We start from the raw sequence: 22,658 nt of genomic DNA, 5'->3' as shown, positions 1-22,658 counted from the left end.
CACTGCAATCCAGTGAGCCGACGTCGCAACCACCGGGGAGAGGACTGAACACGGGTGGCCGGATTTCTGTTGCGGCGGTTGGTCAACTACGTGGTGCTCGCCCTCGTGGCGACGTTCCTCGCGTTCACGTTGGCCTCCGCCACCTTTGACCCGATCGGGGTGTTGCAACAACGCAACCCACCGCCTCCGGCGGCATCGATCGAGGCGAAGAAACAAGCCCTCCACCTCGACCAGCCGATCCCGCAGCGGTTCGTGACGTGGATGGGCGGTGTGGTGCAGGGCGACTTCGGTCGTACCGTCGCCGACCGCCCGATCACCGACGAACTCGGCCGGCGCGTCGGCGTGAGTCTGAGGCTGTTCCTGCTCGGCATCACCTTCGGCATCCTGTTCGGAGTGCTGCTCGGTGTGGTGAGCGCGATCAGGCAGTACAAGTTCAGCGACTACTTCGCGACCCTGTTCAGCTTCATATTGCTGTCCATGCCGGTCCTGGTGCTCGGACCGTTGCTGAAGATGGGCGCCCAGGGCCTCAACGACGCGATCGGCAGCAACGTGCTGATCTTCGTCGGCGAGACGACACCGGGCTTCCAGGGCAACTGGTTCGAACAGCTCGGCGACCGGATCCAGCACCTGATCCTGCCGACGCTCGCGATCGCGCTCGGCCAGATCGCCTTCTACAGCCGCTACCAGCGCTCGTCGATGCTCGACGTGCTCGGCAGCGACTTCCTGCGCACCGCGCAGGCCAAGGGCCTCACCCGCCGCAAGGCGCTGTTCAAGCACGGCCTGCGCACCGCCCTGATCCCGATGGCGACGCTGTTCGCGTTCGGGTTCGGCCTGCTCGTCGTCGGCGGCACGTTCACGGAGAAGATCTTCACCTGGTACGGCATGGGCGACTGGCTGGTCGTCGGCATCGGGTCGCAGGACGCCAACATCACGGCCACGGTGACGCTGTTCGTCGCGGTGTGCGTGCTGTTCTCCGGCTGGCTCGCCGACGTGCTGTACGCCGCGCTCGACCCCCGAATCCGCGTGAACTAGGCAAGGTGACGACGACGTGACCGTGATCCTCAACGAGGGCGACGCCGCCGGAACCACCGGTGCCGCCTCGGGCAGCCCAGTCGACGCCGCTCCGGACCCGGAGAAGGCGATGACGCGAGGCAGGCTCGTGTTCATCCGCTTCATGCGGAACAAGCTCGCGCTGGTCGGCCTGGTGGTCATCATCGGGATGTACCTGATGGCGTTCGTGGGCCCGCTTCTGTCGAAGTGGACCTACGACACCCAGGACTACTCGGCGTTCCTCGAGCCGCCCTACTCCGAGCACATCTTCGGCACCGACAAGATCGGTACCGACATGTTCGCGCTCACCATGCGCGGACTGCAGAAGTCGCTGATCATCGGCCTGCTCGTGGCACTGATCTCGACCAGCATCGCCGCGGTCGTCGGCGCGGCCGCCGGCTACTTCCTCGGTGTCGCCGACAAGACGCTCATGTGGGTCGTCGACCTGCTGCTGGTGCTGCCGTCGTTCCTGATCATCGCGATCCTGAGCCCGTGGTTCCGCGGCAAGTCGTGGTTCCTGCTGGTGGTGATGCTCGCGGCGTTCCAATGGATGATCACCGCCCGCATCGTGCGCGGCATGACGCTGACGCTGAAGGAACGCGAGTTCGTGAAGGCGGCCAAGTTCATGGGCCAGCCGGCACGCAAGATCATCGCCAAGCACATCGTGCCGAACATGGCGTCGCTGCTCATCATCGACGCGACGATCAACGTCGGTTCCGCCGTGCTCGCCGAGACGGGCCTGAGCTTCTTCGGGTTCGGCGTGCAGTCGCCCGACGTCTCGCTCGGCACCCTGATCGGTCTCAACGCGGAGTCCGCGACGACCTTCCCGTGGCTGTTCCTGTTCCCGGCGGGCTTCCTCGTCGTGTTCGTGCTGGCGGTGAACTGGGTCGGCGACGGACTGCGTGACGCGCTCGACCCCACCTCCACGCGCGTGCGCCGCAAGGAGAAGAAGGACACCAAGGAGAAGGCCGCCTGATGACCACCTCGGAGATCCAGTTCGACGCACCGGCGGACCCGGTCGCCGACGGCCCGGTGCTGCAGGTCGAGGACCTTCAAGTGTCCTTCCCCAGCGAGTCCGGCCGCGTGCACGCCGTGCGCGGGCTGAGCTACCAGGTCTCGCCCGGCGAGGTCCTCGGCATCGTCGGCGAGTCCGGCTCGGGCAAGTCCGTGTCGTCGCTCGCGGTCATGGGCCTGCTGCCGTCCTCGGCGCGCATCAGCGGTTCCATCAAGTTCCAGGGCCGTGAGCTCATCGGCCGCAGCGACACCGAGCTGTCGAAGATCCGCGGCCGCCGCGTCTCGATGGTGTTCCAGGACCCGCTGTCCGCGCTGACGCCGGTCTACACCGTCGGCGACCAGATCGCCGAGGCGATCCTGGTGCACAAGAAGGGCTCGGTGTCGAAGTCGGGCGCCGCCAAGCGGGCCGTCGAGCTGCTCGACCTCGTCGGCATCCCGAACGCCGCGGAGCGCGTCAAGGCGTTCCCGCACGAGTTCTCCGGCGGCATGCGGCAGCGCGCGGTGATCGCGATGGCGATCGCCAACGACCCCGACCTGATCATCGCCGACGAGCCGACCACCGCGCTCGACGTGACGGTGCAGGCACAGGTGCTGCAACTGCTCGAGACCGCGCAGGAGGTCACCGGCGCGGGCATCGTGATCATCACCCACGACCTCGGCGTCGTCGCCGGGTTCGCGGACCGGCTGATGGTCATGTACGCGGGCCGTGCTGTCGAAAAGGGCAATGTCGACGAGATCTACCAGCAGCCGCGCATGCCGTACACGCTCGGCCTGCTCGGCTCGATCCCGCGCCTCGACTTCAGCGAGAAGCAGGCGCTGGTGCCGATCAAGGGCCAGCCGCCGTCGCTCACGGACCTCCCCCCGGGGTGCCCGTTCGCGCCGCGCTGCCCGATGGTCGTCGACGCCTGCCACACCGCCGAACCGCCGCTGGTGGACGTCGACGGTTCGATCGAACACGCCGCCGCGTGCATCCGCACCAACGAGATCGCCGCGGCCGACGCCGAGGGCGCCGAGGCCGCCGTGGAGATCTTCGGTGCCGAGGTGGCCGACGAGCCCGAGGTCGCGAAGATCCCGCGCGAACAGCGCGACATCGTGCTGGGCCTCGACAACCTCGTCAAGGAGTACCCGGTCAACAAGGGCGTGGTGTTCAAGCGCCGCGTCGGCACCGTGCACGCGGTGGCGGGCATCTCGTTCGACGTCCGCGAGGGCGAGACCCTGGGTCTCGTCGGCGAGTCGGGCTGCGGCAAGACCACGACGCTGATGGAGATCCTCAACCTCCAGAAGCCCATGGGCGGCGAGATCTCCGTGCTCGGCACGAAGTCGTCCGAAGTGGACGCCAAGCGTCGCTTCGCGATCCGCCGCGACATGTCGGTGGTCTTCCAGGACCCGATGGCGTCGCTCGACCCGCGCCTCACGATCCACGACTGCATCGCCGAGCCGATGCAGGTCCACGGCTTCGCCAAGGACGAGATCAACCGGCGCGTGCCGGAGCTGATGCGCCTCGTCGGCCTGCGTCCCGACCAGCTGTCGCGCTACCCCGGTGAGTTCTCCGGCGGTCAGCGTCAGCGCATCGGCATCGCGCGGGCGCTCGCGCTCGAACCGAAGCTCGTCGTGCTCGACGAGCCGGTGTCGGCGCTGGACGTCTCCATCCAGGCGGGTGTCATCAACCTGCTGGAGGAGCTCAAGTCCAAGCTGGGCCTGGCCTACCTGTTCGTGGCACACGACCTGTCGGTGGTGCGCCACATCGCGGACCGGGTGGCCGTCATGTACCTCGGCAAGATCATCGAGATCGGCGGGGTGGACTCGGTGTTCGACGAGCCGCGCCACCCGTACACGCAGGCACTGCTGTCGGCGATCCCGATTCCCGACCCCGTCAAGGAGCGTCAGCGGGAGAGGATCATCCTCACCGGCGACCTGCCGAGCCCGGCGAACCCGCCGTCCGGCTGCCGCTTCCGGACCCGCTGCTTCCTGCACGCGTCGCTGCCGCCCGAGAAGCAGCGCCAGTGCATCGAGGTGGAGCCACTACGCGAGACGCAGGCCGCGGACCACGAGGCCGCCTGCCACTTCGCCCAGATTCGCCAGGTCCTCTGATGCATCCGTCGCCTCAGAACACGACCAGCGAGCACGAAGGAACAGTGTCCCCGGCAACTGGTGTCCGGGCACGAGGGAGGTTCACGACAGTGAGTCGACGTACCAAGGTGGGAGTGGTCGCCGTTGCTGCGGTCGCACTCACGCTTACCGCGTGTGGTGGGCCCAGCAACAGCGGGGACTCCGGGCTCAAGGGCGCGGACAACACGATCGGCCAGGCGGACATCAACCCGCAGGACGCGGCCAAGGTCAAGGACGGCGGCGAGTTCCGCTGGCCCGTCGACCAGCTGCCGGACAACTGGAACTACAACCAGCTCGACGGCACCAACGCCGACGGCCGCCGCATGATCGACACGATGATGCCGAACCTGTGGAAGCAGAAGGCCGACGCGACGTTCGAGCTCAACAAGGACTACCTCGAGGACGCGAAGCTCGCCTCCACCGAGCCGCAGGTCCTCGAGTTCAAGATCAACCCGAAGGCCAAGTGGTCGGACGGCACCGCGATCTCCTGGCAGGACTTCGAGGCCATGTGGAAGTCCCTGAACGGGACCGACAAGGCTTTCGAGGTCGCCGGCACCACTGGCTACGAGGACATCGAGAAGGTCGAGAAGGGCGCGTCCGAGCAGGACGTCAAGGTCACCTTCAAGAAGAAGTTCGCCGAGTACAAGGGCATGTTCTCGCCCCTGTACCCGAAGGCGATGTCCTCGGTCGCCGAGGAGTTCAACAAGGGCTGGGCCGACGCCCCGAAGATCACCGCCGGTCCGTTCAAGATCGGCACGATCGACCGCACCGCCAAGCTCGCGACCATGGTCCAGGACCCGGCGTGGTGGGGCGAGAAGCCCAAGCTCGAGAAGATCACGTTCCGTCAGGTCGACCGTCCCGCGCTCGCGGACGCGCTCGCCAACGGCCAGATCGACTTCTTCGACATCGGCTCCAGCATCGACAACTTCACGCGTGCCAAGTCGATGCAGGGTGTGACGATCCGCCAGGCGATCACGCCGGACTACTCGCACATCACGTTCAACGGTGCGGACACGTCGATCCTCAAGGACCCGAAGCTCCGCGTCGCGCTGCAGCGCGGCATCGACACCAAGACCATCACCAAGGCGCTGCTCGGCCAGATGATCAAGGGCGACGCGCAGGTCACCGGTAACCACTTCTTCCTGCTGGGCTCGGCCGGCTACAAGGACAACTCGTCCGTGGCGTCGTTCGACAAGGAAGCCGCGAAGAAGCAGCTCGACGAGCTGGGCTGGAAGCTCGAGGGCGAGACGCGCAAGAAGGACGGCAAGGAGCTCGTCGTCCGCTACGTCATCCCGACCCCGAACCCCACCTCCGACCAGATCGCGAAGCTCGTGCAGTCGCAGCTGAAGGAGGTCGGCGCCAAGGTCGACATCCAGGCCGTGCCGTCGACCGACTTCTTCAAGCAGTTCGTGAACGTCGGCAACTTCGACATGACCGGCTTCCGCTGGCTGGCCTCGGCCACGCCGATCTCGGACAGCAAGGGCATCTACGCGCTCGACCCGGCCAGCACCAACCAGAACTACGGCCGCGTCGGCTCCGACGAGGTCAACAAGCTGCTCGAGCAGGCTGTCGGTGAGCTCGACGACACCAAGCGTCTCGAGATCGCCAACGAGGCCGACAAGAAGATCTGGGAGCTGGGCCACCAGCTGCCGCTCTACCAGCTGCCCGGTGCGGTCGCGATCAAGAGCAACGTCGCCAACATGGGTGCCGTCGCGTACGCGAACCGTCCGTACGACTACATCCACATGGGCTTCACCGAGTGATGTGCAGTTAGCTGTTCTGACGGCCCGGCGGGTCTCTCCGCCGGGCCGTTTCTTTCTGTTTGGAGCCTGTTTTGCTGCGTTCCCGGGTTCGTGCGCTGCGTTATGGCCTGTTCACCACGGCGGCCGTGCTGGTCGTGTGCTTCGTGGTCGCGTTGTTCTCGTGGCTGTCCTATTCGGACGACCGCGCGGTGCTGGCGTCGTTGACGTCGCGCGGCATGGGCGAGGTCGTGTCCTTTTCGGACGGTGCGGTCGAGGTGCGGTGGCCGGCCGGGACCGCGCGCGTCGCGTACGAGAACGGCGAGCGGGTCGTCGGGAAGCAGACGCAGGTGGCGTTCGACCCGGCAGACCCGTCGCGTGCCGTGATCCCCGGTGCCGACCTGTTCGTGCAGGCCGACCGCGCGCTGGGCGGCGTGACGTTCGCCGCCGCCGTGGTGCTGCTGGTGCTCTTCGCCGGTCTGGTGCGGCTGCTGCTGGCGGTGCGGACCGCGCGGTCCGCCGTGTCCGAGGTGTCCGTGCGGCGGATCCGGCTGCAGTCCGGGCTGATGGTGCGGTCGTGGCTGGAGATCGAGGGCCCGGTCGAGCGCTGGCTGCCCGTCTACTACGACCCGGTGCTCGTGACGCTGCCGTCGCCGTCGACCGTCCAGCTGCGTGGCGGGCGGATCGCCGTGATCGACGGCGTGACCGTCTACCCGTCCGGGCGCGCGGTGACGAGGCACCCGCGCGGCCGCCGCCTCGACAATCCCGTGCAGCCCGATCCGGACACGCGCGCGCCACGGGGCCTGGTCGCTCAGCTGCGGGTCGACGCGGTGTTCATGGTGCCCGCGCCGATCGTCGGCCTGTTCTGGGCCTACCTGGACGACAGCGGGTTCGTCGGCTGGATCACCGCCACCCTGGTCGCCGCGGTGCTGGGCCTGTGGTGGGCGGCGTTGCGGGGTTCCGACCCGTCGTAATGCTTTGTGTCCGGTGAGCGACCTCCTGGGAGTAGGAGGCCGCTATGACCGACGTCACACTGCGCGTGCACGAAGAAGGGGCCGACGACGAGCGCATCGAGCAGCTCACCGGGTTCCTCGGGACCGAACTGCGAGAGCTCGTCGCCGTCTCTTCCGCTTCCGGCGAGGCCCCCGCAGGCGCCAAGGCCCTCGACCCGGTCGAACTCGGCACCCTGCTGACCACGATCTCGTCGTCCACCGTCCTGGCCGCGGTGATCAACGCCGTCTCGTCGTGGCTGGGCCAGCGCCGCGAGCGTTCCGTGACGGTGGAGGCGGACGGCGAGCCCCTGGAACTCACCGGCGCCCCGACCGAGGCCGAACTGGCTCAGCGGTCCGCGTGGCTCGGCCGCCACCTGCACCGCTACGCGCTGATCATCGCGAGCCACGAGTTCACCGACCCCGGCCTGTCCGCGCTCCGTGCCCCGGCCCACGACGCCGCCCGCCTGGGCGAGGTGCTGGCGGACCCGCGCATCGGCGGCTTCCACGTGCGCACCCTGATCAACTCGCCGGCCGCCGAGGTGAACGAGGCCGTCGAGGACTTCTTCGCCGACCGCACCCCCGACGACCTCCTCGTCCTGCACTTCTCCGGCCACGGCGTGAAGGACGAGGCCGGTGAACTCCACTTCGCGACGTCCAGCACCAAACTCACCCGACTGGCCGGCACCGCCGTGTCCGCGGACTTCGTGGCCCGCCGCATGAACCGCTCCCGCTCCCGCAGAGTCGTGCTGCTCCTGGACTGCTGCTACTCCGGCGCGTTCGGCCGGGGCATGGTCGCCCGCGCGGGCGGCTCAGTGGGCCTGGAGGAACAGTTCGGCGGCAGCGGCCGAGCCGTCATCACCGCCTCGTCCGCCATGGAGTACGCCTTCGAGGGCGCCGCCGTGGCCGACACGTCCGAGGCCGAACCGTCGGTCTTCACCTCGGCTCTGGTCGAGGGCCTCGAGTCCGGCGACGCCGACCGCGACCAGGACGGCCACGTGGGCCTCGACGAGCTGTACGAGTACGTCTACGACCGCGTCCGCCGCGTGACCCCGCACCAGACACCCGGCAAGTGGATGCTGGACGTCCGCGGCGACCTGCGCATCGCCCGCCGTGCGCGTCCGGTGTCGGTGCCTTCCGCGCTGCCGTCGGAACTGCAGGAAACGATCGACCACTCGCTGCCGGGGGTGCGGGCCGGGGCGATTCCCGAGTTGCGGCGGATGTTGTCGGTCGCGCACGAGGGGCGGGCGCTGGCGGCTCGGCTCGCGTTGCGGCGGTTGACGGAGGACGACAGCCGGATGGTGGCTTCGGCGGCCCGGGAGGCGGTGGGGGAGAAGGCCGCGCCCGAGCCTGCGTCGCCGGTCAAGCCGAAGCCACCGGAACCGAAGCGTCCGGAACCGAAGAGCGCCCAGCCGAAGCCTCCGGAACCGAAGCCGCTGGTGTCGGCGCCCGCGACCTTGCCCGAACCGCCGGCCACCGGCCCGTCACCAGAGCTGACCGCCGCACTGCCGCGCCTCGCCGCGGGCCTCGCCCTCACGCTCCTGGTCGTCGGCCTGGCGACGGTCCACGGCGACTTCAACCCGTTCAGCTTCACCTTCGGCCTCGTCTGGCCGTGGGCCCTGGCAGCGGCGCTCTTCACCCTCACGTGCCGCGACCACCCGTGGGTCCCCGGAGCCGCCCTGGGCCTGTTGGCCGGCACGACGGGCCTGCTCAGCGGCACCACCACCGACCAGTGGCTCCCGATGGCCCTGGCCGCCACGGCGATCGCCACGGCCTTGTTCACCCGGCCCTGGTGGCTCGCCGCGGCAGGCGGCGTGCCGGCAGCGATCGGCGTCTACGTCGTCGTGGCGTTCGCCGGCGACCTGACCTCGATCAACGGCGACGGCGAGGAGGTGCTGCTGATGGTCGTCGGGGGCGTGCTGACACTCCTCGCGGTGTACCTGGCATGGCGCGAGCAGCAGTGGATCAGCACGATCGCTCCCGGCCTCCTCCTGCTGGACGCGGTGATCACCCTGACCGCCGAGCCACCGCTCTACGTCCTCCACGCGAGCCTCGCCGGCCTGGTCGTGATCCCGGCGATCGTCGTGCTCACCACCGGCGTCGCCCGGTTCGCGGCGGTCGTGGCCGTCGCCGCCGGACTCCTGGTCCGCGCCAACGAGTACGTGTCCGCCAGCGAACCGACCTTCGCCACGGTCGCCCACGTCAGCCTGCCCCTGGCTGCCGCGGTCGTCGCCTACTTCTCGCGTTCGCGCTGAGCCTTCCGCCGCTTGCCCTCGTGCATCGCGACGACGCGGGCGACCGGGATGGTGTGGCCCTGCGCCACCAGGTCGTCCGGCAACCGTTGCGGCGCGGGCATCAGCTCTGTCCACGGATCGCCGTCGAACCTCGTCCTGATCGTGAAATCGGCCGGTGTGACGTCCTTCAGCGACTCCCACGGCACGGGGAACGAGATCGGCAGGCCTTCGCGCAGCCGCGGGCTGTAGGCGGCGACGACCGTGGCTCCCCAGGCACGCGTCGAGTCCAGGAACACCTTCCCGCCCCGCTCCGCCTTGATGTACGCCGTGGTCGCCAACGACGGGTCGAGCTTCTCCGCGCGCACGGCCACCGCACGCGTCGCCGCGGCCACGTCGTCGGGGGAGTGTTCCTCCAGCGGTACGAAGATGTGCACGCCCTTGGCGCCGCTGGTCTTCACGACGCTGTCCAGGCCGGCGTCGGACAGGGCCGCGCGGATCAGCATCGCCGACCCGACCACGACGTCGAAACCGGCGCCCTCCGGCGGATCGATGTCCAGCACCATGTGGGTCTGCACGTGGTCCTCGCCGAAGTGGTCGCCGAGGTACAGCGGCACGTGGTACTCGACCGCGCGCTGGTTCGCGAACCACATCAGCGTCTGCTTGTCGTCGCAGACCGCGTACTTGATCTTGCGGTGCGACGCCTCCGCCCAGACCTCGACCGTGCGCACGTACGAGGGCGTGTACTTGGGGACGTTCTTCTGCATGAACGGGTCCTGGCTGTCCTTGGATCCCTTCCTGGGCAGGATCCGCCACACCGACAATTGCCGCCCCGCGAGAACCGGCACGAACCTGTCCGCCACGAAGTCCAGGTACTCCACCAGGTCACCCTTGAGCAGGTCGCCGAACAGCGGCTGGTCGAGCGACGAGAACTTCAGCGGGCTACTGCTCATCGGGCACCTCGAGTTCGTCGCGGGCGGCCCACTCCAGCAGCGGTTCGATCGACCAGGCCGCGTCGTCGATCCCGGCGTGCAGGTCGCCCAGTTCGGCGTAGCGCTTCGGCACGGTGGCGATGGTGAACTCGTGCGGGTCGACGTCCGGGACCTCGTCCCACCGGATCGGCGTGGACACCGTCGCCTCCGGATACCCGCGCACCGAGTACGCGCTGGCGATCGTGCGATCGCGCGTGTTCTGGTTGTAGTCCACGAAAACCAGCGACGGATCTCGGTCCTTGCGCCACCACGTCGTCTCGACGTCGTCGGGCGCGCGGCGTTCTACCTCGTGCGCGAACGCCAGAGCCGCCTTCCGCACGTCCTGGAACCCGTGGTCCGGCTTGATCCGCACGTAGATGTGCAGGCCCTTCGACCCGGACGTCTTCGGGAACCCCGTCGCGCCCAGTTCGGCCAGCACCTCCTGCACCACCAGGGCCACCCGCCGCACCCGGTCGAACGAGCACGTGGGGCCGGGGTCGAGGTCGATGCGCCACTCGTCGGGCTTCTCCGTGTCCGCGGCGCGCGAGTTCCACGGGTGGAACTCCACAGTGGACATCTGCACCGCCCAGATCACGTCCGCGATGTGCGTGACGCACAGTTCGTCCGCGTGTCGGTTGTATCGCGGGAAGTGCACGCGCACGGTCCGCACCCACGGGGGCGCGCCGTTCGGAAGCCTTTTCTGGTGCACCTTCTCGCCCGTGACGCCCTCGGGGAAGCGGTGCAGCATGCACGGTCGTTCCCGCAGGGCCCGGACGATCCCGTCGCCGACGGACAGGTAGTAGTTCGCGAGATCCAGCTTCGTCTCGCCACGCGCGGGAAAGTAGACGCGGTCGGGGTTGGAGATCCGCACGACGCGGCCCTCCACCTCGAGCTCCACAGCCGGGGACTTGCCCATGCCCACCAACCTAACCGTTCGACCGCTCCCGATCGTCGTAGTTTGCGGCGGTGGACCTGTTCTCGCTCGCGCTGGGGCGCTGACCTGCCGTGGGAAACGGGACGGCGCGCCCCGACGAGTCGGAGCGCGCCGCAACGGTGCTCTGGAGATCCCGGGTCAGTCCTGCTGCTCGCCCTCGAGGCGAGCCTTCTCCGCCAGCCGTGCCTCTTCGGCCTTGAACTCCTTGTAGGTGGCGCGCTCGCGCACCAGCCAGTCCGGGTTCTCGGTCTTGAGCGCGGTGATCTGCTCGGTGGTCAGCGCCTCGGTGATGCCGGCGCGCACCAGGGCCGACGTCGAGATGCCGAGCTTCTGCGCGATGAGCTGCTTGGGGTGCGGGCCGTTGCTGCGCAGGTCCGCCAGCCACTGCGGCGGGTTGGCCTGCAGTTCGTTCAGCTCGTCGCGCGACACGACGCCAGCCTGGAACTCCTCGGGCGTCGCCTCGAGGTACACGCCGAGCTTCTTGGCGGCGGTGGCGGGCTTCATGGTCTGCTGCGACTTCATGCGGAAAAGAGTAACGGGCTCGTCCGGTAGCCTCAGCACGTGACCGGATCGTTCACGCTCGCGTACGTCCCAGGCGTGACGCCGGGCAAGTGGGCGCGGGTCTGGCAGGACCGCCTGCCGGACACCGAGCTGACCCTCGTGCAGGTGCCCGCAGCCGAAGCCGCCGCGAAGGTGCGCTCCGGTGAGGCCGACGCCGCGCTGCTCAGGCTGCCCGGCGACCGGGAGGACCTGCACGCGATCCCGCTCTACACCGAGACGAGCGTCGTCGTGTTCCCCAAGGACCACGAGTTCGCCGCGGCCGACGAACTGACCCTCGCGGACCTGGCGGACCACGTCCTGTGGCAGCCGCTCGACGACGCGCTGCAGTGGGCCGGCCGGCCCGGTCAGGCCCCGGTCGAACGCCCGGAGACCACGGCGGACGCCGTCCAGATCGTGGCCGCCGGTGTCGGGATGCTCGTGGTGCCCCAGTCGCTCGCGCGGCTGCACCACCGCAAGGACCTGAAGTACGTGCCGCTCACCGACGCGCCGCAGTCCGGCGTCGCGCTGTCGTTCCCGATCCGCGACGAGAACCCCGAGCTGATCGAGCACATGATCGGCATCGTGCGCGGGCGCACGGTCAACAGCACCCGCGGCCCCGCGCCGGAACCGGCGAAGAAGCAGGCGCCCAAACAGGTGGCCAAGCAACAGCAGCAGCGACGGGGTCCCGCGCCCCAGCAGAAGAAGCAGCCTGCCAAGCGCGTGAAACCCCGCCGCGGTCGCTGAGTCCTGTCAGGACGGGTCCTGTCAGGACGGAGTCACGGGTTCTGCGCGGCGATCTGGTCGCGCAACCGGTCCTCCTGGGCCTTGAGCTCCGGCGTGTAGGCCTCGCCGAACGACTCCTCGCTGAAGATCTGGCGGATCTCGACCTCACCGTCGAGGAACGGCGCCTTCTTCAGCCACTCCACGGCGTCCTGCAGCGACGGCAGCTCCCAGATCCAGAAGCCCGCGATCAGCTCCTTGCTCTCGGTGAAGGGCCCGTCGATGACGGTCGTCGCGCCCTTGCTGTCGAACGCGACGCGCGCGCCCTTCGAGCTCGGGTGCAGCCCGTCGCCCGCGAGCATCACGCCGGCCTTCACGAGCTCCTCGTTGAAGTTGCCCATGTCGGCGAGTTCCTCGGTCGTCGGCATGACGCCGTTCTCGGTCTCCGGGGTGGCCTTGACGATGACCATGAACCGCATGTCGATCTCCTCTGGCTGGTGTCCTGTGCGTTTCTACCCAGCCGTCGATCGGGGCCCCCGCCGTTTCGACCGGCTTCCCGCGATTGTGACCGGGGTCACAAGGTTAGTGTGGGTGGCATGCGCGAAGACGTCGACTGGATCCTCGAGAACTGCCAGGTCTGGGCCATCGTCGGGCTCTCGGACAACCCGTCCCGCGCGGCCCACGGCGTGGCCCGTTTCCTGCAGCAACGCGGCAAGAAGATCGTGCCGGTGCACCCGTCCGCCGAGACCGTGCACGGCGAGCAGGGTTACGCGACGCTCGCGGACATCCCGTTCCCCGTCGACGTCGTGGACGTGTTCCGCCGCTCCGAGGACGCGGGCCAGTTCGCCGACGAGGCCGTCGCGATCGGGGCGAAGGCGGTGTGGTTCCAGCTCGGCGTGGTCGACGACGACGCCCACGCGCGCACCCGTGAAGCGGGCCTGCGCATGGTGATGGACGTTTGCCCCGCGATTGAGTGGCGCTCCCGTTGAACAACTGGCTAACCTGCTCTGGTCGTCTCCGGGCACCTGGGGGTTCCGGGGAGACTCAGCCTGGGGGGCTTCATTCAGCATGCTCGTCGACATCACCGCGCTGCGGTCCGCGGACTCGCCACGACTCCGTGGCTGCAACGACGACTACGTCCGTTCACTGGCGTCATCCGGCGCCCAACTGCCACCGATCGTGGTGCACCGCCCGACGATGAAGGTCGTCGACGGCACCCACCGCCTCAGGGCCGCGGTCCTGCGCGGCTGCCGTTCCGTCGAGGTCGAGTACGTCGACGGACCCGCCGAGGACCTGTTCGGGTTGTCGGTCACCCTGAACCTCGCGACGCTGTCGACCGCCGACCGGGAGGCCGCCGCCCGCCGGTTGCTGCGCTCGCACGCGCAGTGGTCGGACCGGGCCATCGCCGCCTCCACCGGCCTCGCCGCCAAGTCGGTCGGCGTGCTGCGGCGCGCCGTGGGAGGGCAGGCGCCGATCCGGGTCGGGCGGGACGGGAAGGTCCGGCCGGTCAACTCCGCCGCCGGCCGCCGGCTCGCCGGGCGGATGGTGGAGGAACGCCCCGACGCTTCGTTGCGCGACATCGCGCGGGCGGCCGGCGTGTCGCCCGGCACCGTCCGGGACGTCCGGCAGCGACTCAACGCCGGGATGGACCCGGTGCCGGAACGGATGCGGGCCGCCGAACGTGCCGAGGCCGCGCTCCCCATGGGCCGCAACGAGGTGCGCGACCCCGACGCCACCCTGCCGATCCTGCGGCGGGATCCCTCGCTGCGGTTCAACGAGCACGGGCGGCTGGTGCTGCGCTGGCTGGAGACGCACGCGGTGTCGTCCGGCGAGTGGGCCACCGTCGTGTCCGGGGTGCCCTCGCACTGCCGGGAACTGGTGGCGGACATGGCCCGCGGGTGCGCGGAGGCCTGGGTGGAGATGGCCGAGGCCCTGGAGAGGGAAGGCCGGCGGACCGCGGTGTGAGGTCTCAGGCGAAGAGGATCTTGCTGATCTCGCCGATCACCTCGCGACCCGCCACCGGCCTGATCCGGGACAGCAGCTTGCCGAACGCGCTGAGATCGATGTTCACGGTCGCCGACTGCACCTGGCGGACGTCGTCCAGCAGATCGATGATCAGCGCGCAGGCGTGGTCCACGTTGCCCGCCTCCGCGTGGGCGAGCGCCCGGCGCAGGCCGAACCTGGTGCGTGCGCGCAGGGCCGTCGACTCGATCAACGGGACCTCGGTGTCGAGGATCGCGGCGGCCTCCGTGTGGCGCCCCAGTTCGTGGTACGACCAGGCGGTCGCGATCGCCACCTGGTCGATCAGGCTGGTGCTGCCGTAGCGGAAGTCGCCGACGTCCGCCTGCAGGGCGCTGGCCTGTTCCAGGGCGGCCTCGCACAACGTGGTGGCGCCGGCGAGCGCATAGCCCTGCGCTTCCCGTTGTGCCGCAACGGCTTGCACCGCCCTGGAGCGGGACTTGCTCGCTCGGCGCGCCCACAGGACGGTCGAGCGGGCATCACCCCGGTACAGCGCGAACTCGGCGGCCCGGACCTGCGCGTAGGCCTCCAGTTCCTGGTCGCCGCCCTTGACCGCGTACGAGACCGCTCGCCGCGTCATCTCCGCCGCGGCCACGTCGTCACCGCGTTCCTGCTCCATCCACCCGGCGTACTCGGCGTACTTCGCGGCGAGCAGCCAGAGACCGTGGCTCAGCCCCGGATCGTCGGCGGAGCGCGCCATCCTGCTCAGGACGTCGACCTGGGGCCGCAGCGCGAGGAGCACGGACTCCGGATCGGACCGGTGGCCGAGCACCCGGTGGTGGTCGAACATCGAGTCGTACGTGCGCAGGACGCGGTTGTCGCTGGGGATCGGACGGGAGGGGGTGTCGGCGAGCGTCAGCAGCACGCCCCCGGCGCTCAGCGCGTCCTCGAAGATCTTCGCCATCTCGGGCGTCGGGCGGACCTGGCCGTTCTCGATTTTGCTGAGGTATCCCTTGCTGTACCGGACCCTCTCGGCCATTTTCGTTAGGGAGAGCCCGCGCTCCCTGCGCAGTCGGCGTACCTGCTGTGCGAACGTGGGCGACACTGTTTCACCCCCTCCCCGGTAGTGTGGACGGGTTGAAAGTCGCGGACACGGATTGTCCACTAATTGTCCGGAGATTGACGATCTACTGGGGCCAACTGAAGCAGCCGTCGATGGTTCCATGTGAGTCATGGTGATGACGCGCTTCGACGATGCTGCCGGTGTCGTGATGGTCTGGCAGCGCCTGGCTACCAACGTGGTGCACCGTTCCCCGTGGTTCGAGGTGCGCGCCGACTCCGTGGTCCGGCCGGACGGCGGACACGGCACCTACACGCACGTCGTGGCGCCCGCCTCGGTCACGGTGCTGGCCATCCAGGACGACGACCACGTCGTCCTGACCCGGCAGTGGATCTACACCCACGGCGGCACGGAATGGCGACTACCCGGCGGCGCGGTCGACGCCGGAGACGCCGATCCGGTCGCCGCCGCGCGCCGGGAACTCGAGGAGGAGACCGGGCTGCGGGCCCAGCGCTGGGAGCGGCTGGGGCAGATCCACGGCGCGGACAGCCTGAGCAACCACGTCGACCACATCTTCCTCGCCACCGGCCTCACCCAGGGCGAGCCGTCCCTCGAACCGGCGGAAGCCGACCTGTGCGTTCGGACGATGCCGTTCTGCCGTGCGCTGGACCTCGTCAGACAGGGCATGCTCCCGCACGCCGGCAGTTCCCACGCATTGCTCGTGATGGCACTGCGTCGTACGCAGAAATGACGGTTCCGGGTTTCCTGATTCTGTAGGAAACAGGAAACCCGTTCTCATCCGACTGGCGAAAAGCCACTCTTGGTGCATCGGCGAGAACAACAGCCCGAAAGCCAGTCAGATGAGAAGGTGAATTTCTCGATGAGAATGATCTGCTCACTCGCCACTGTTGTGAAGGTTGCCGCGATCTGCCTTTTCGTGGGATTCATGGCAGGCAGCGTGTTTATCGCAACGGTGATCTGACTCGAAATTCGGACTGCGGTTCTCCCTGGCCATCAAAGGGAGGTGTCAGCCGTGGAACCGCACTTCTGCATCTAGACGATCTGAACGTCTCCGGTACTTCTACGGCGTCCACTGCACGCCGTAGCCGCGGCCCTGACGAGGGTGGGGGAACTGCACGTCGATCTCCCCGATCTCGTCCAGCGGCAGCGTCTGCGGCCAAGGCGTCAGGTCATCGGTGTCGCGCGCGAGGGCTTCCTCGACGCGCCACACCGATACCGGTAGGTCGTCCCGGTCGAATCGCACCCGCAACCGGAACGACTCGCACATCCGCTCCGGCCAGAACACGTAGGTCGGACGCATCGACTGTCCGCGCGGCACGCGAACTTCCAGCGCGAACTGGTGCGTTTGCCCTGCGTTGAGGGGTCGGGGCAACCGCAGCTTCATCAAGATGCGGCGCGGGGACGGACGTTCGTGGCCGATGAGCTCGACCCCGTGCAACACCTCCACGTCCAGGTCGCCTGGAGCGCCGTCGGGCGTGGGGGCGGGGATCGTGATCGACCACGCGATCTCGTTGACACCGTCGGTGTCGGCCACCACGGTCCGGCGTTCCGTGCACGCGGGCGTCGGACCGTCCAGCTTCAGCAGCGCGTCGAACTCCTTGACGTGCCACAGTTCCGACGGCGTCACGTGCGTCGTCGAAGGGGCCGGCTGCAGCGCCACCTCCACCAGGCGCTGCAGTCCGGCATCCATCCTCCTGCGCACCGTGCGCGCCCCGCGGTCCTGTTGCTTCGCGAGCCACTCGATGCGTTCGTTGAGGAACCGGAACTGCGCGTCGTCGTGCAGTCCGAGCGGCGCCAGAACGGCGTTGCGGACCTCGACCGGGAAAGCGCGCGCCGCGTTCGCGACCCAGTCGCGCAGTTTCGTTCGCACGGCTTCCGCGCCGTCCGTCTCGACGATGCCGCACACCTGGCGCAACGCCGGTCCGACGTGCAAGTCGATACCGGGAGTCTGCACACCGCGCCCTCGGCACAACGTGCGCAGTTCTTCCATCAGCTGCTCAGGTGAGACAGACATCCGTCCTCCGCGCGCGGAAATGCTTTGCCGGGCATGTCGGGCTTACCTGATCGGACGTTACTCCGGATGCACCATCCGGGTGAACGTGAATATCGGCGGGCGAACGGATTCTTCTACACCGTCCCGCTAGATGATCACCGCCGAACGACTGATGTCCTGACCTGGTGTTACCGAGTAACGTGCTGGTCACGGGCGGTGACTCCCTCCGGTCGCCGCCACCCCTGCCGATGGAGGTTGTATTCGTGCTGCGCACAATAGTGAGCGTCGCCGCGGCGTTCTCGCTGATCAGCGGCGTTCCTGCCGTCGCTGCCCCGGCCGAGGGCGCCTACCTGCTGCAGTTCCGCACCACCCTGTCCGACGGCCAGCGCCACCAGCTCGAAGGTCTCGGCGTGCGTCTCGGCACGTTCGTCCAGGACGGCACCTACCTCGCCCGCATGACGAACGCCGCGCGTGTCTCGCGGCTGAGCTACGTGCGTGAGGTGAAGCCGTTCGAGGCCCAGCCGCGGATCATGGCGCTGGGCGGCTCGTCCGACTACCTGATCACGCTGGTCGAACAGGACGCGCGCGACCAGAAGACCGTCGCGGCCAAGGTGAAGTCCTTGGGCGGCAAGGTGAACGTCATCTCCGAGAGCCGTGAGCACATCATGGCCACCCTGGACGCGGGCCAGGCCGCACAGCTCGCGAAGCTGCCCGCCGTGATCGCGATCGACCCGGTGTCCGCGCCGGAGACCGACATGGCGATCTCGCGCGAGTCGTCCGGTGCCAACCACATCGAGAGCGTCGGCGGCTACAAGGGCCAGGGCGTGCGCGGCGAGGTGATGGACGGCGGGTTCCGCATCACGCACCAGGAGTTCCGCGCCCGGCCGCCGGTGCAGCACACCGCGAACTCGACGAACACCTCGCACGGCACCGCGACGTACGGGCAGATCTTCGCGTCCGGCGTCTCGTCCGCGCACCGCGGCCTGCTGCCGGAGGGCCAGGGCATCACAGCCGTCTACAACAGCGGCGACCGCTACGCCCACACCAAGCGGCTCGTCGACCCGGCGGGCCAGTACCGCGCGGTGTTCCAGTCGAACAGCTGGGGTGACTCGCTCACCACGGCGTACAACTCGATCTCGCAGCAGATGGACCGGATCGTGTTCGACCACGACCTGCTGATCTGCCAGTCGCAGAGCAACGCGGGCACCAGAAGCTCGCGCCCGCAGGCGTGGGCGAAGAACGTGCTGTCGGTCGGCGGGCACTACCACTACAACACCGCCTCGCGCACCGACGACAAGTGGAACGGTGGAGCGTCGATCGGCCCCGCCGCCGACGGCCGCATCAAGCCGGAGATCTCGAACTTCTACGACCGCATCGACACCACGACGTCCACCAGCGACACCGCGTACACGGCGTCGTTCGGCGGCACGTCCGGCGCCACGCCGATCACCTGCGGCAACGCCGGTCTGCTGTTCCAGATGTGGTCCGACGGCGTGTTCGACGGAGCGCCCGGCAAGAAGCGCGACGTGTTCGCCTCCCGCCCGCACGCGGCGACCGCGAAGGCGCTGCTGATCAACACGGCCGACCAGCACGCGTTCTCCGGCACCACGCACGACCAGACCCGCACGCACCAGGGCTGGGGCACCGCGTCCGTGCGCAACCTCTACGACCGCGCGAAGGCGGGCGGCTGGAAGCTGCCGGTGCTCGTGAACGAGACCGACCTGCTGGCGACCGGCCAGTCGCGCAAGTACACCGTGGCGTCCAACGGGCAGACGCCGCTGCGCGCCACGCTCGCCTACACCGACCCGGCCGGTTCGCCGACCGCGGCCAAGGCGACCGTCAACGACCTGACGCTCAAGGTCACCGCCCCCAACGGCACCGTCTACTGGGGCAACAACGGCCTGCTGGCCGGCAACTGGTCCACGTCCGGCGGGGTCGCGAACACCGTCGACACCGTGGAGAACGTCCTCGTCCAGACGCCCGCCGCGGGCAACTGGACGGTCGAGGTGATCGCGACCTCGGTCAACGTGGACGGTCACGTCGAGACCGCCGCGACCGACGCGGACTACGCGCTGGTCGTGTCCTAGGGCTTGTGCGGACGGGTGGCGGTTCGCGCCGTCACCCGTCCTGACCTGGGGATTCCAGAAGTCCTGCAAGGAATCCGCACGGCCGTTGGTCCATCGTTCCCTCGACCGCGCCGGACCTTTCGGCGCGAGAAGAGGGGAACGCACGTGAAGAATCTGATCAGCCGGGTCGTGCCCGCCGCACTCGCCGTCATGGCGGCTGTGGGCCTGTCCGTCGCCGCCGCCCAGCCGGCTTCAGCCGCCGTGACCTGGAAGTTCCAGGGCACCGGCACCTCGTCCTGCCTGGACGGCTACGTGGGGCACCCGTACGGCGACGTCTACCACACCGGATGCAACGACGGCGCGTTCCAGAACTTCAGGTGGGTGGGCTCGTTCGGCCGCCAGACCCAGCTTGTCAGCAACCAGAGCAACAAGTGCGCCGCGCAGGCCGGTTACTCCGTGAGCCTCGCTGCCTGCAACGGCTCCCCGTCGCAGGTCTGGGTCGTGAGTGGCTCGGCCTCGCGCCTCACCATCCGCCACCTCAGCTCCGGCCGGTGCCTCGAACGGCTCGGCACGACCAACGTCCGGCTGGAGCCGTGCGACGGCACCAACTACCAGGCGTGGTTCCGCCGCTAGCCGCTACTCGAACCGTTCGGCGTCGCCCGCGCCGTAGCGGATGATCTCGGCCTCACCGCTCGAGAAGTCCACCACCGTGGTGGGCGTGGTGCCGCACTCCCCGGAGTCGATCACCGCGTCCACCACGTGGTCGAGGCGTTCCTTGATCTCCCAGCCCTGCACCAGCGGCTCGGCCTCGTCGGGCAGCAGCAGCGTGGACGTGAGCAGCGGTTCGCCCATCGCCTCCAGCAGCGCCTGCGTCACGACGTGGTCGGGGATGCGCGCGCCCACCGTCTTCTTCTTCGGGTGCATCATGCGGCGCGGCACCTCCTTCGTCGCGGGCAGGATGAACGTGTAGTTGCCCGGCGTGGACGCCTTGATCGAGCGGAACACCGCGTTGTCCACCACCACGAACTGGCCGAGCTGCGCGAAGTTCTCGCACATCAGCGTGAAGTGGTGCTTGTCGTCGAGCTTGCGGATCTCCCGGATGCGGTCGATGCCGTCCTTGTTGCCCAGCCTGCAGCCGAGCGCGTAACAGGAGTCGGTCGGGTACGCGATCAGGCCGTCCTCCTGCAGGATCCGCACCGCCTGGTCGATGGCGCGCTTCTGCGGGTTGACCGGGTGGACGTCGAGGTACTTGGCCATGGCCGTGCAGCCTAGAGCCTGTCTCCTGGGTCTCGCCCGCGAGACCCAGGCCTGAGGCGGCCCCTGGGGGCACGGGCGGCAGACCCACGTACAACACCGGTACGTGGGTCTGCCGCCCGCACCGCCAGGAACCACCTCAGGCGCGGCTCTCGGGGACGAGACCCAGGAGACAGGCTCTGGGCCGATCACCGAGGGGCCAGCATTTCGGCTCGCGCACGTTGATAACCTGGGCGTACTTCTTTCCCTGGTTTGGAGACCCTTAGCGATGCTCGACCGTGCCGTCGTCGACGCCCTGTTCCCCTCGGACCTGCCTGAGCCGTCCTTCTGGGAGGAGCAGTACCCGCCTCGCGGGCTGGGCGAAGGCGCGAAGGTCACCCGCCTGGGTCCCTCGCCGACCGGGTTCCTGCACATCGGTGGCCTGTACGTCGGCTCCATCGACCGCGACATCGCGACCCACTCCGGTGGCTCGTACATCGTGCGCGTCGAGGACACCGACCAGGCGCGTGAGGTCGCCGGCGCCGTCGCGCAGTTCAACCAGGCGTTCGAGTACTTCGGCATCCAGCCGGACGAGGCCGACGAGGTGGGCGCCTACGGCCCGTACCACCAGTCGAAGCGCGAGCAGATCTACCTGACGTACGTGCGCGAGCTGGTGCGCTCCGGTGCGGCCTACCTGTGCTTCGCGACGAAGGACGAGCTCGCGGACATCACCGCGCGCCAGCAGGCCACCAAGCTGCCGACCGGCTACTACGGCCGGTGGGCGATCTGGCGCGACAAGACCGCCGAGGACGTCGCCGAGGCGCTGGAGGCGGGCCGCCCGTACGTCGTGCGCTTCCGTTCGCCGGGCAAGGCAGGGGAGCGGACCAAGTTCGTCGACGCCATCCGCGGCGAGCTCGAGCACGACGCGAACCGCAACGACGTGGTGATCCTCAAGGCGTCCGACCAGTCGCCGCGCCTGCCCACGTACCACTTCGCGCACGCCGTCGACGACCACCTGATGCGCGTGAACCTGGTGATCCGCGGCGAGGAGTGGATCTCCTCGGTGCCGACGCACCTGCAGCTGTTCGACGCACTGGGCTTCGAGCGCGTCGAGTACGCCCACATCGCGCCGCTGATGAAGCAGCAGGGCGGCTCCCGGCGCAAGCTCTCGAAGCGCAAGGACCCCGAGGCGTCCGTCGAGTTCTTCATCGAGGCGGGCTTCCCGGCCCAGGCCGTCCAGTACTACCTGCGCGGCCTCGTGAACGCCCGCCTGGCGGAGCTGCCGCTCGACGAGGCGTTGGCGTCGCCGATCTCGCTGGCCGAGTGCGGCGTGGCGGGCCCGCTCGTCGACCTGGTGAAGCTCGACGACATCTGCGCCGACTACGTGGCCACGCTGTCCGGCGAGGAGATCATCTCGCGGGTGTCGGAGTGGGCTGCCACCTTCGACCCCGAGCTGGTCACGGTGCTGGCTTCCGAGCGTGACGCGGCCCTCGCGGCGCTGCAGGTCGAGCGCGGCCCGGAGGTCGCGAACCCGCGCAAGGACCTCCGCAAGTGGTCGGACTTCCGCACCGCCTACGGCTTCTTCTTCGCGTCGCTCTTCCCGCTCGTCTCCGACCGCACCGACGAGCGCCTCGGCGGCCTGTCGCCCGAGCTGATCTCCGCGTTCGCCGCGGACTTCGCCGACGGCTACGCGGACCTGGAGGACGGCCAGGAGTGGTTCGGTCAGATCCGCGAGCTCGCCGCGAAGCACGGGTTCGCGCCGAACCCCAAGGAGCTCAAGAAGAACCCGGACGCGTACCCCGGCTCCATCCGTGAGGCCGCGCAGCTGATCCGCGTGGCGCTCACCGGTTCCAAGGCGAGCCCGGACCTGCACGCCGTGGCCCGGACCCTGGGTGCCGACGAGGTGCTGCGCCGGGTGCGCGCGCTCGCCGGCTGACGCACGTGTGTGGACGGCCCTCGGTTCTCATTGGAACCGGGGGCCTTCGCGTTGTTCGGACGAGGTCGGCCCAGCCCGCTTGCGTACCGCGGC

General features: G+C 68.9%; 20 protein-coding genes. 13 read left to right on the top strand and 7 right to left on the bottom strand.

Annotated elements, in window-relative coordinates; genetic code table 11:
- Positions 1 to 54: 54 nt before the first annotated feature.
- The 6 genes from PV646_RS32915 (at position 55) to PV646_RS32890 (ending at position 9,156) form a co-directional block, all read left to right on the top strand.
- Positions 55 to 1,032: an ABC transporter permease gene (locus tag PV646_RS32915; protein WP_500346196.1), complete on the top strand. Its 978-nt coding sequence runs from the start codon at positions 55 to 57 to the stop codon at positions 1,030 to 1,032.
- 16 nt (positions 1,033 to 1,048) lie between these two features.
- On the top strand, positions 1,049 to 2,026 hold the full coding sequence (locus tag PV646_RS32910; protein ID WP_500346195.1) for an ABC transporter permease: 978 nt from the start codon (positions 1,049 to 1,051) through the stop codon (positions 2,024 to 2,026).
- The gene (locus tag PV646_RS32905) at positions 2,026 to 4,155 is read left to right on the top strand and encodes a dipeptide ABC transporter ATP-binding protein (protein WP_500346194.1); all 2,130 of its coding nucleotides are present in this window, start codon (positions 2,026 to 2,028) and stop codon (positions 4,153 to 4,155) included. Before PV646_RS32910 ends, PV646_RS32905 begins: the two co-directional genes overlap by 1 nt.
- Positions 4,156 to 4,244: 89 nt before the next feature.
- The gene (locus tag PV646_RS32900; protein ID WP_500346193.1) at positions 4,245 to 5,936 is read left to right on the top strand and encodes an ABC transporter family substrate-binding protein; all 1,692 of its coding nucleotides are present in this window, start codon (positions 4,245 to 4,247) and stop codon (positions 5,934 to 5,936) included.
- A 71-nt stretch (positions 5,937 to 6,007) separates the two neighbouring features.
- Positions 6,008 to 6,886: a hypothetical protein gene (locus tag PV646_RS32895; protein ID WP_500346192.1), complete on the top strand. Its 879-nt coding sequence runs from the start codon at positions 6,008 to 6,010 to the stop codon at positions 6,884 to 6,886.
- 44 nt (positions 6,887 to 6,930) lie between these two features.
- On the top strand, positions 6,931 to 9,156 hold the full coding sequence (locus PV646_RS32890; RefSeq protein ID WP_500346191.1) for a caspase family protein: 2,226 nt from the start codon (positions 6,931 to 6,933) through the stop codon (positions 9,154 to 9,156).
- On the opposite strand, the gene PV646_RS32885 is transcribed toward PV646_RS32890, so the two are convergent.
- The 3 genes from PV646_RS32885 to PV646_RS32875 all read right to left on the bottom strand — a co-directional run bounded on the left by PV646_RS32885 (position 9,135) and on the right by PV646_RS32875 (position 11,559).
- Positions 9,135 to 10,085, bottom strand: a complete 951-nt coding sequence (locus tag PV646_RS32885) for a DNA polymerase domain-containing protein (protein WP_500346190.1) — start codon at positions 10,083 to 10,085, stop codon at positions 9,135 to 9,137. The genes PV646_RS32890 and PV646_RS32885 overlap by 22 nt on opposite strands.
- On the bottom strand, positions 10,075 to 11,019 hold the full coding sequence (ligD, locus tag PV646_RS32880) for a non-homologous end-joining DNA ligase (RefSeq protein ID WP_500346189.1): 945 nt from the start codon (positions 11,017 to 11,019) through the stop codon (positions 10,075 to 10,077). Before ligD ends, PV646_RS32885 begins: the two co-directional genes overlap by 11 nt.
- Positions 11,020 to 11,175: 156 nt before the next feature.
- Entirely contained in the window at positions 11,176 to 11,559 is a 384-nt protein-coding gene (locus PV646_RS32875; RefSeq protein ID WP_500346188.1) for a DUF5997 family protein, read from the bottom strand.
- 39 nt (positions 11,560 to 11,598) lie between these two features.
- Here PV646_RS32875 and PV646_RS32870 point away from each other — a divergent pair, with 39 nt between their 5' ends.
- Positions 11,599 to 12,321 carry a LysR family transcriptional regulator substrate-binding protein gene (locus tag PV646_RS32870; protein ID WP_500346187.1) on the top strand — a complete coding sequence of 241 codons (723 nt, stop codon included), beginning with the start codon at positions 11,599 to 11,601 and terminating at the stop codon, positions 12,319 to 12,321.
- Positions 12,322 to 12,353: 32 nt separating this feature from the next.
- On the opposite strand, the gene PV646_RS32865 is transcribed toward PV646_RS32870, so the two are convergent.
- Positions 12,354 to 12,776, bottom strand: coding sequence for a YciI family protein (locus tag PV646_RS32865; RefSeq protein WP_500346186.1), 423 nt, complete (start codon positions 12,774 to 12,776; stop codon positions 12,354 to 12,356).
- A 117-nt stretch (positions 12,777 to 12,893) separates the two neighbouring features.
- Between PV646_RS32865 and PV646_RS32860 the strand changes: the two genes are divergently transcribed.
- On the top strand, positions 12,894 to 13,286 hold the full coding sequence (locus PV646_RS32860; protein WP_500346185.1) for a CoA-binding protein: 393 nt from the start codon (positions 12,894 to 12,896) through the stop codon (positions 13,284 to 13,286).
- Positions 13,287 to 13,365: 79 nt separating this feature from the next.
- Positions 13,366 to 14,262 (top strand): ParB/RepB/Spo0J family partition protein, encoded by an 897-nt coding sequence (locus tag PV646_RS32855; RefSeq protein WP_500346184.1) that lies wholly within the window; start codon positions 13,366 to 13,368, stop codon positions 14,260 to 14,262.
- Positions 14,263 to 14,266: 4 nt separating this feature from the next.
- Here the strand turns inward: PV646_RS32855 and PV646_RS32850 are convergent, their stop codons facing one another.
- Positions 14,267 to 15,481 (bottom strand): helix-turn-helix domain-containing protein, encoded by a 1,215-nt coding sequence (locus tag PV646_RS32850; protein ID WP_500346183.1) that lies wholly within the window; start codon positions 15,479 to 15,481, stop codon positions 14,267 to 14,269.
- A 7-nt stretch (positions 15,482 to 15,488) separates the two neighbouring features.
- Between PV646_RS32850 and PV646_RS32845 the strand changes: the two genes are divergently transcribed.
- Positions 15,489 to 16,067 carry an NUDIX domain-containing protein gene (locus tag PV646_RS32845; RefSeq protein ID WP_500346182.1) on the top strand — a complete coding sequence of 193 codons (579 nt, stop codon included), beginning with the start codon at positions 15,489 to 15,491 and terminating at the stop codon, positions 16,065 to 16,067.
- 330 nt (positions 16,068 to 16,397) lie between these two features.
- On the opposite strand, the gene PV646_RS32840 is transcribed toward PV646_RS32845, so the two are convergent.
- A complete protein-coding gene (locus PV646_RS32840; protein WP_500346181.1) occupies positions 16,398 to 17,351 on the bottom strand; it encodes a hypothetical protein in 954 nt (317 codons plus the stop codon).
- 242 nt (positions 17,352 to 17,593) lie between these two features.
- Here PV646_RS32840 and PV646_RS32835 point away from each other — a divergent pair, with 242 nt between their 5' ends.
- Together PV646_RS32835 and PV646_RS32830 are read left to right on the top strand one after the other, a co-directional pair.
- Entirely contained in the window at positions 17,594 to 19,417 is a 1,824-nt protein-coding gene (locus tag PV646_RS32835) for a S8 family serine peptidase (protein WP_500346180.1), read from the top strand.
- A 144-nt stretch (positions 19,418 to 19,561) separates the two neighbouring features.
- Complete coding sequence (locus tag PV646_RS32830; protein WP_500346179.1) at positions 19,562 to 20,029, top strand: RICIN domain-containing protein; 468 nt, start codon at positions 19,562 to 19,564, stop codon at positions 20,027 to 20,029.
- Positions 20,030 to 20,032: 3 nt separating this feature from the next.
- On the opposite strand, the gene PV646_RS32825 is transcribed toward PV646_RS32830, so the two are convergent.
- The gene (locus tag PV646_RS32825; protein ID WP_500346178.1) at positions 20,033 to 20,653 is read right to left on the bottom strand and encodes an L-threonylcarbamoyladenylate synthase; all 621 of its coding nucleotides are present in this window, start codon (positions 20,651 to 20,653) and stop codon (positions 20,033 to 20,035) included.
- A 265-nt stretch (positions 20,654 to 20,918) separates the two neighbouring features.
- Here PV646_RS32825 and PV646_RS32820 point away from each other — a divergent pair, with 265 nt between their 5' ends.
- A complete protein-coding gene (locus tag PV646_RS32820; protein ID WP_500346177.1) occupies positions 20,919 to 22,565 on the top strand; it encodes a glutamate--tRNA ligase in 1,647 nt (548 codons plus the stop codon).
- Positions 22,566 to 22,658 lie beyond the last annotated feature (93 nt).

It is taken from the genome of Streptomyces sp. ID05-26A, from assembly GCF_033794685.1.
GTDB lineage: Bacteria > Actinomycetota > Actinomycetes > Mycobacteriales > Pseudonocardiaceae > Lentzea.
Note: the sequence above shows the minus strand (reverse complement) of the source record. Positions and strands in the feature narration are given on the sequence as shown.

Excerpts from the sequence above, each read along its gene's own strand:
- PV646_RS32905 (WP_500346194.1), top strand. The coding sequence starts at position 2,026 with ATGACCACCTCGGAGATCCAGTTCGACGCACCGGCGGACCCGGTCGCC.
- PV646_RS32890 (WP_500346191.1), top strand. The coding sequence starts at position 6,931 with ATGACCGACGTCACACTGCGCGTGCACGAAGAAGGGGCCGACGACGAG.
- PV646_RS32885 (WP_500346190.1), bottom strand. The coding sequence starts at position 10,085 with ATGAGCAGTAGCCCGCTGAAGTTCTCGTCGCTCGACCAGCCGCTGTTC.
- ligD (WP_500346189.1), bottom strand. The coding sequence starts at position 11,019 with ATGGGCAAGTCCCCGGCTGTGGAGCTCGAGGTGGAGGGCCGCGTCGTG.
- PV646_RS32875 (WP_500346188.1), bottom strand. The coding sequence starts at position 11,559 with ATGAAGTCGCAGCAGACCATGAAGCCCGCCACCGCCGCCAAGAAGCTC.
- PV646_RS32865 (WP_500346186.1), bottom strand. The coding sequence starts at position 12,776 with ATGCGGTTCATGGTCATCGTCAAGGCCACCCCGGAGACCGAGAACGGC.
- PV646_RS32860 (WP_500346185.1), top strand. The coding sequence starts at position 12,894 with ATGCGCGAAGACGTCGACTGGATCCTCGAGAACTGCCAGGTCTGGGCC.
- PV646_RS32855 (WP_500346184.1), top strand. The coding sequence starts at position 13,366 with ATGCTCGTCGACATCACCGCGCTGCGGTCCGCGGACTCGCCACGACTC.
- PV646_RS32850 (WP_500346183.1), bottom strand. The coding sequence starts at position 15,481 with ATGGAACCATCGACGGCTGCTTCAGTTGGCCCCAGTAGATCGTCAATC.
- PV646_RS32845 (WP_500346182.1), top strand. The coding sequence starts at position 15,489 with ATGGTGATGACGCGCTTCGACGATGCTGCCGGTGTCGTGATGGTCTGG.
- PV646_RS32840 (WP_500346181.1), bottom strand. The coding sequence starts at position 17,351 with ATGTCTGTCTCACCTGAGCAGCTGATGGAAGAACTGCGCACGTTGTGC.
- PV646_RS32825 (WP_500346178.1), bottom strand. The coding sequence starts at position 20,653 with ATGGCCAAGTACCTCGACGTCCACCCGGTCAACCCGCAGAAGCGCGCC.
- PV646_RS32820 (WP_500346177.1), top strand. The coding sequence starts at position 20,919 with ATGCTCGACCGTGCCGTCGTCGACGCCCTGTTCCCCTCGGACCTGCCT.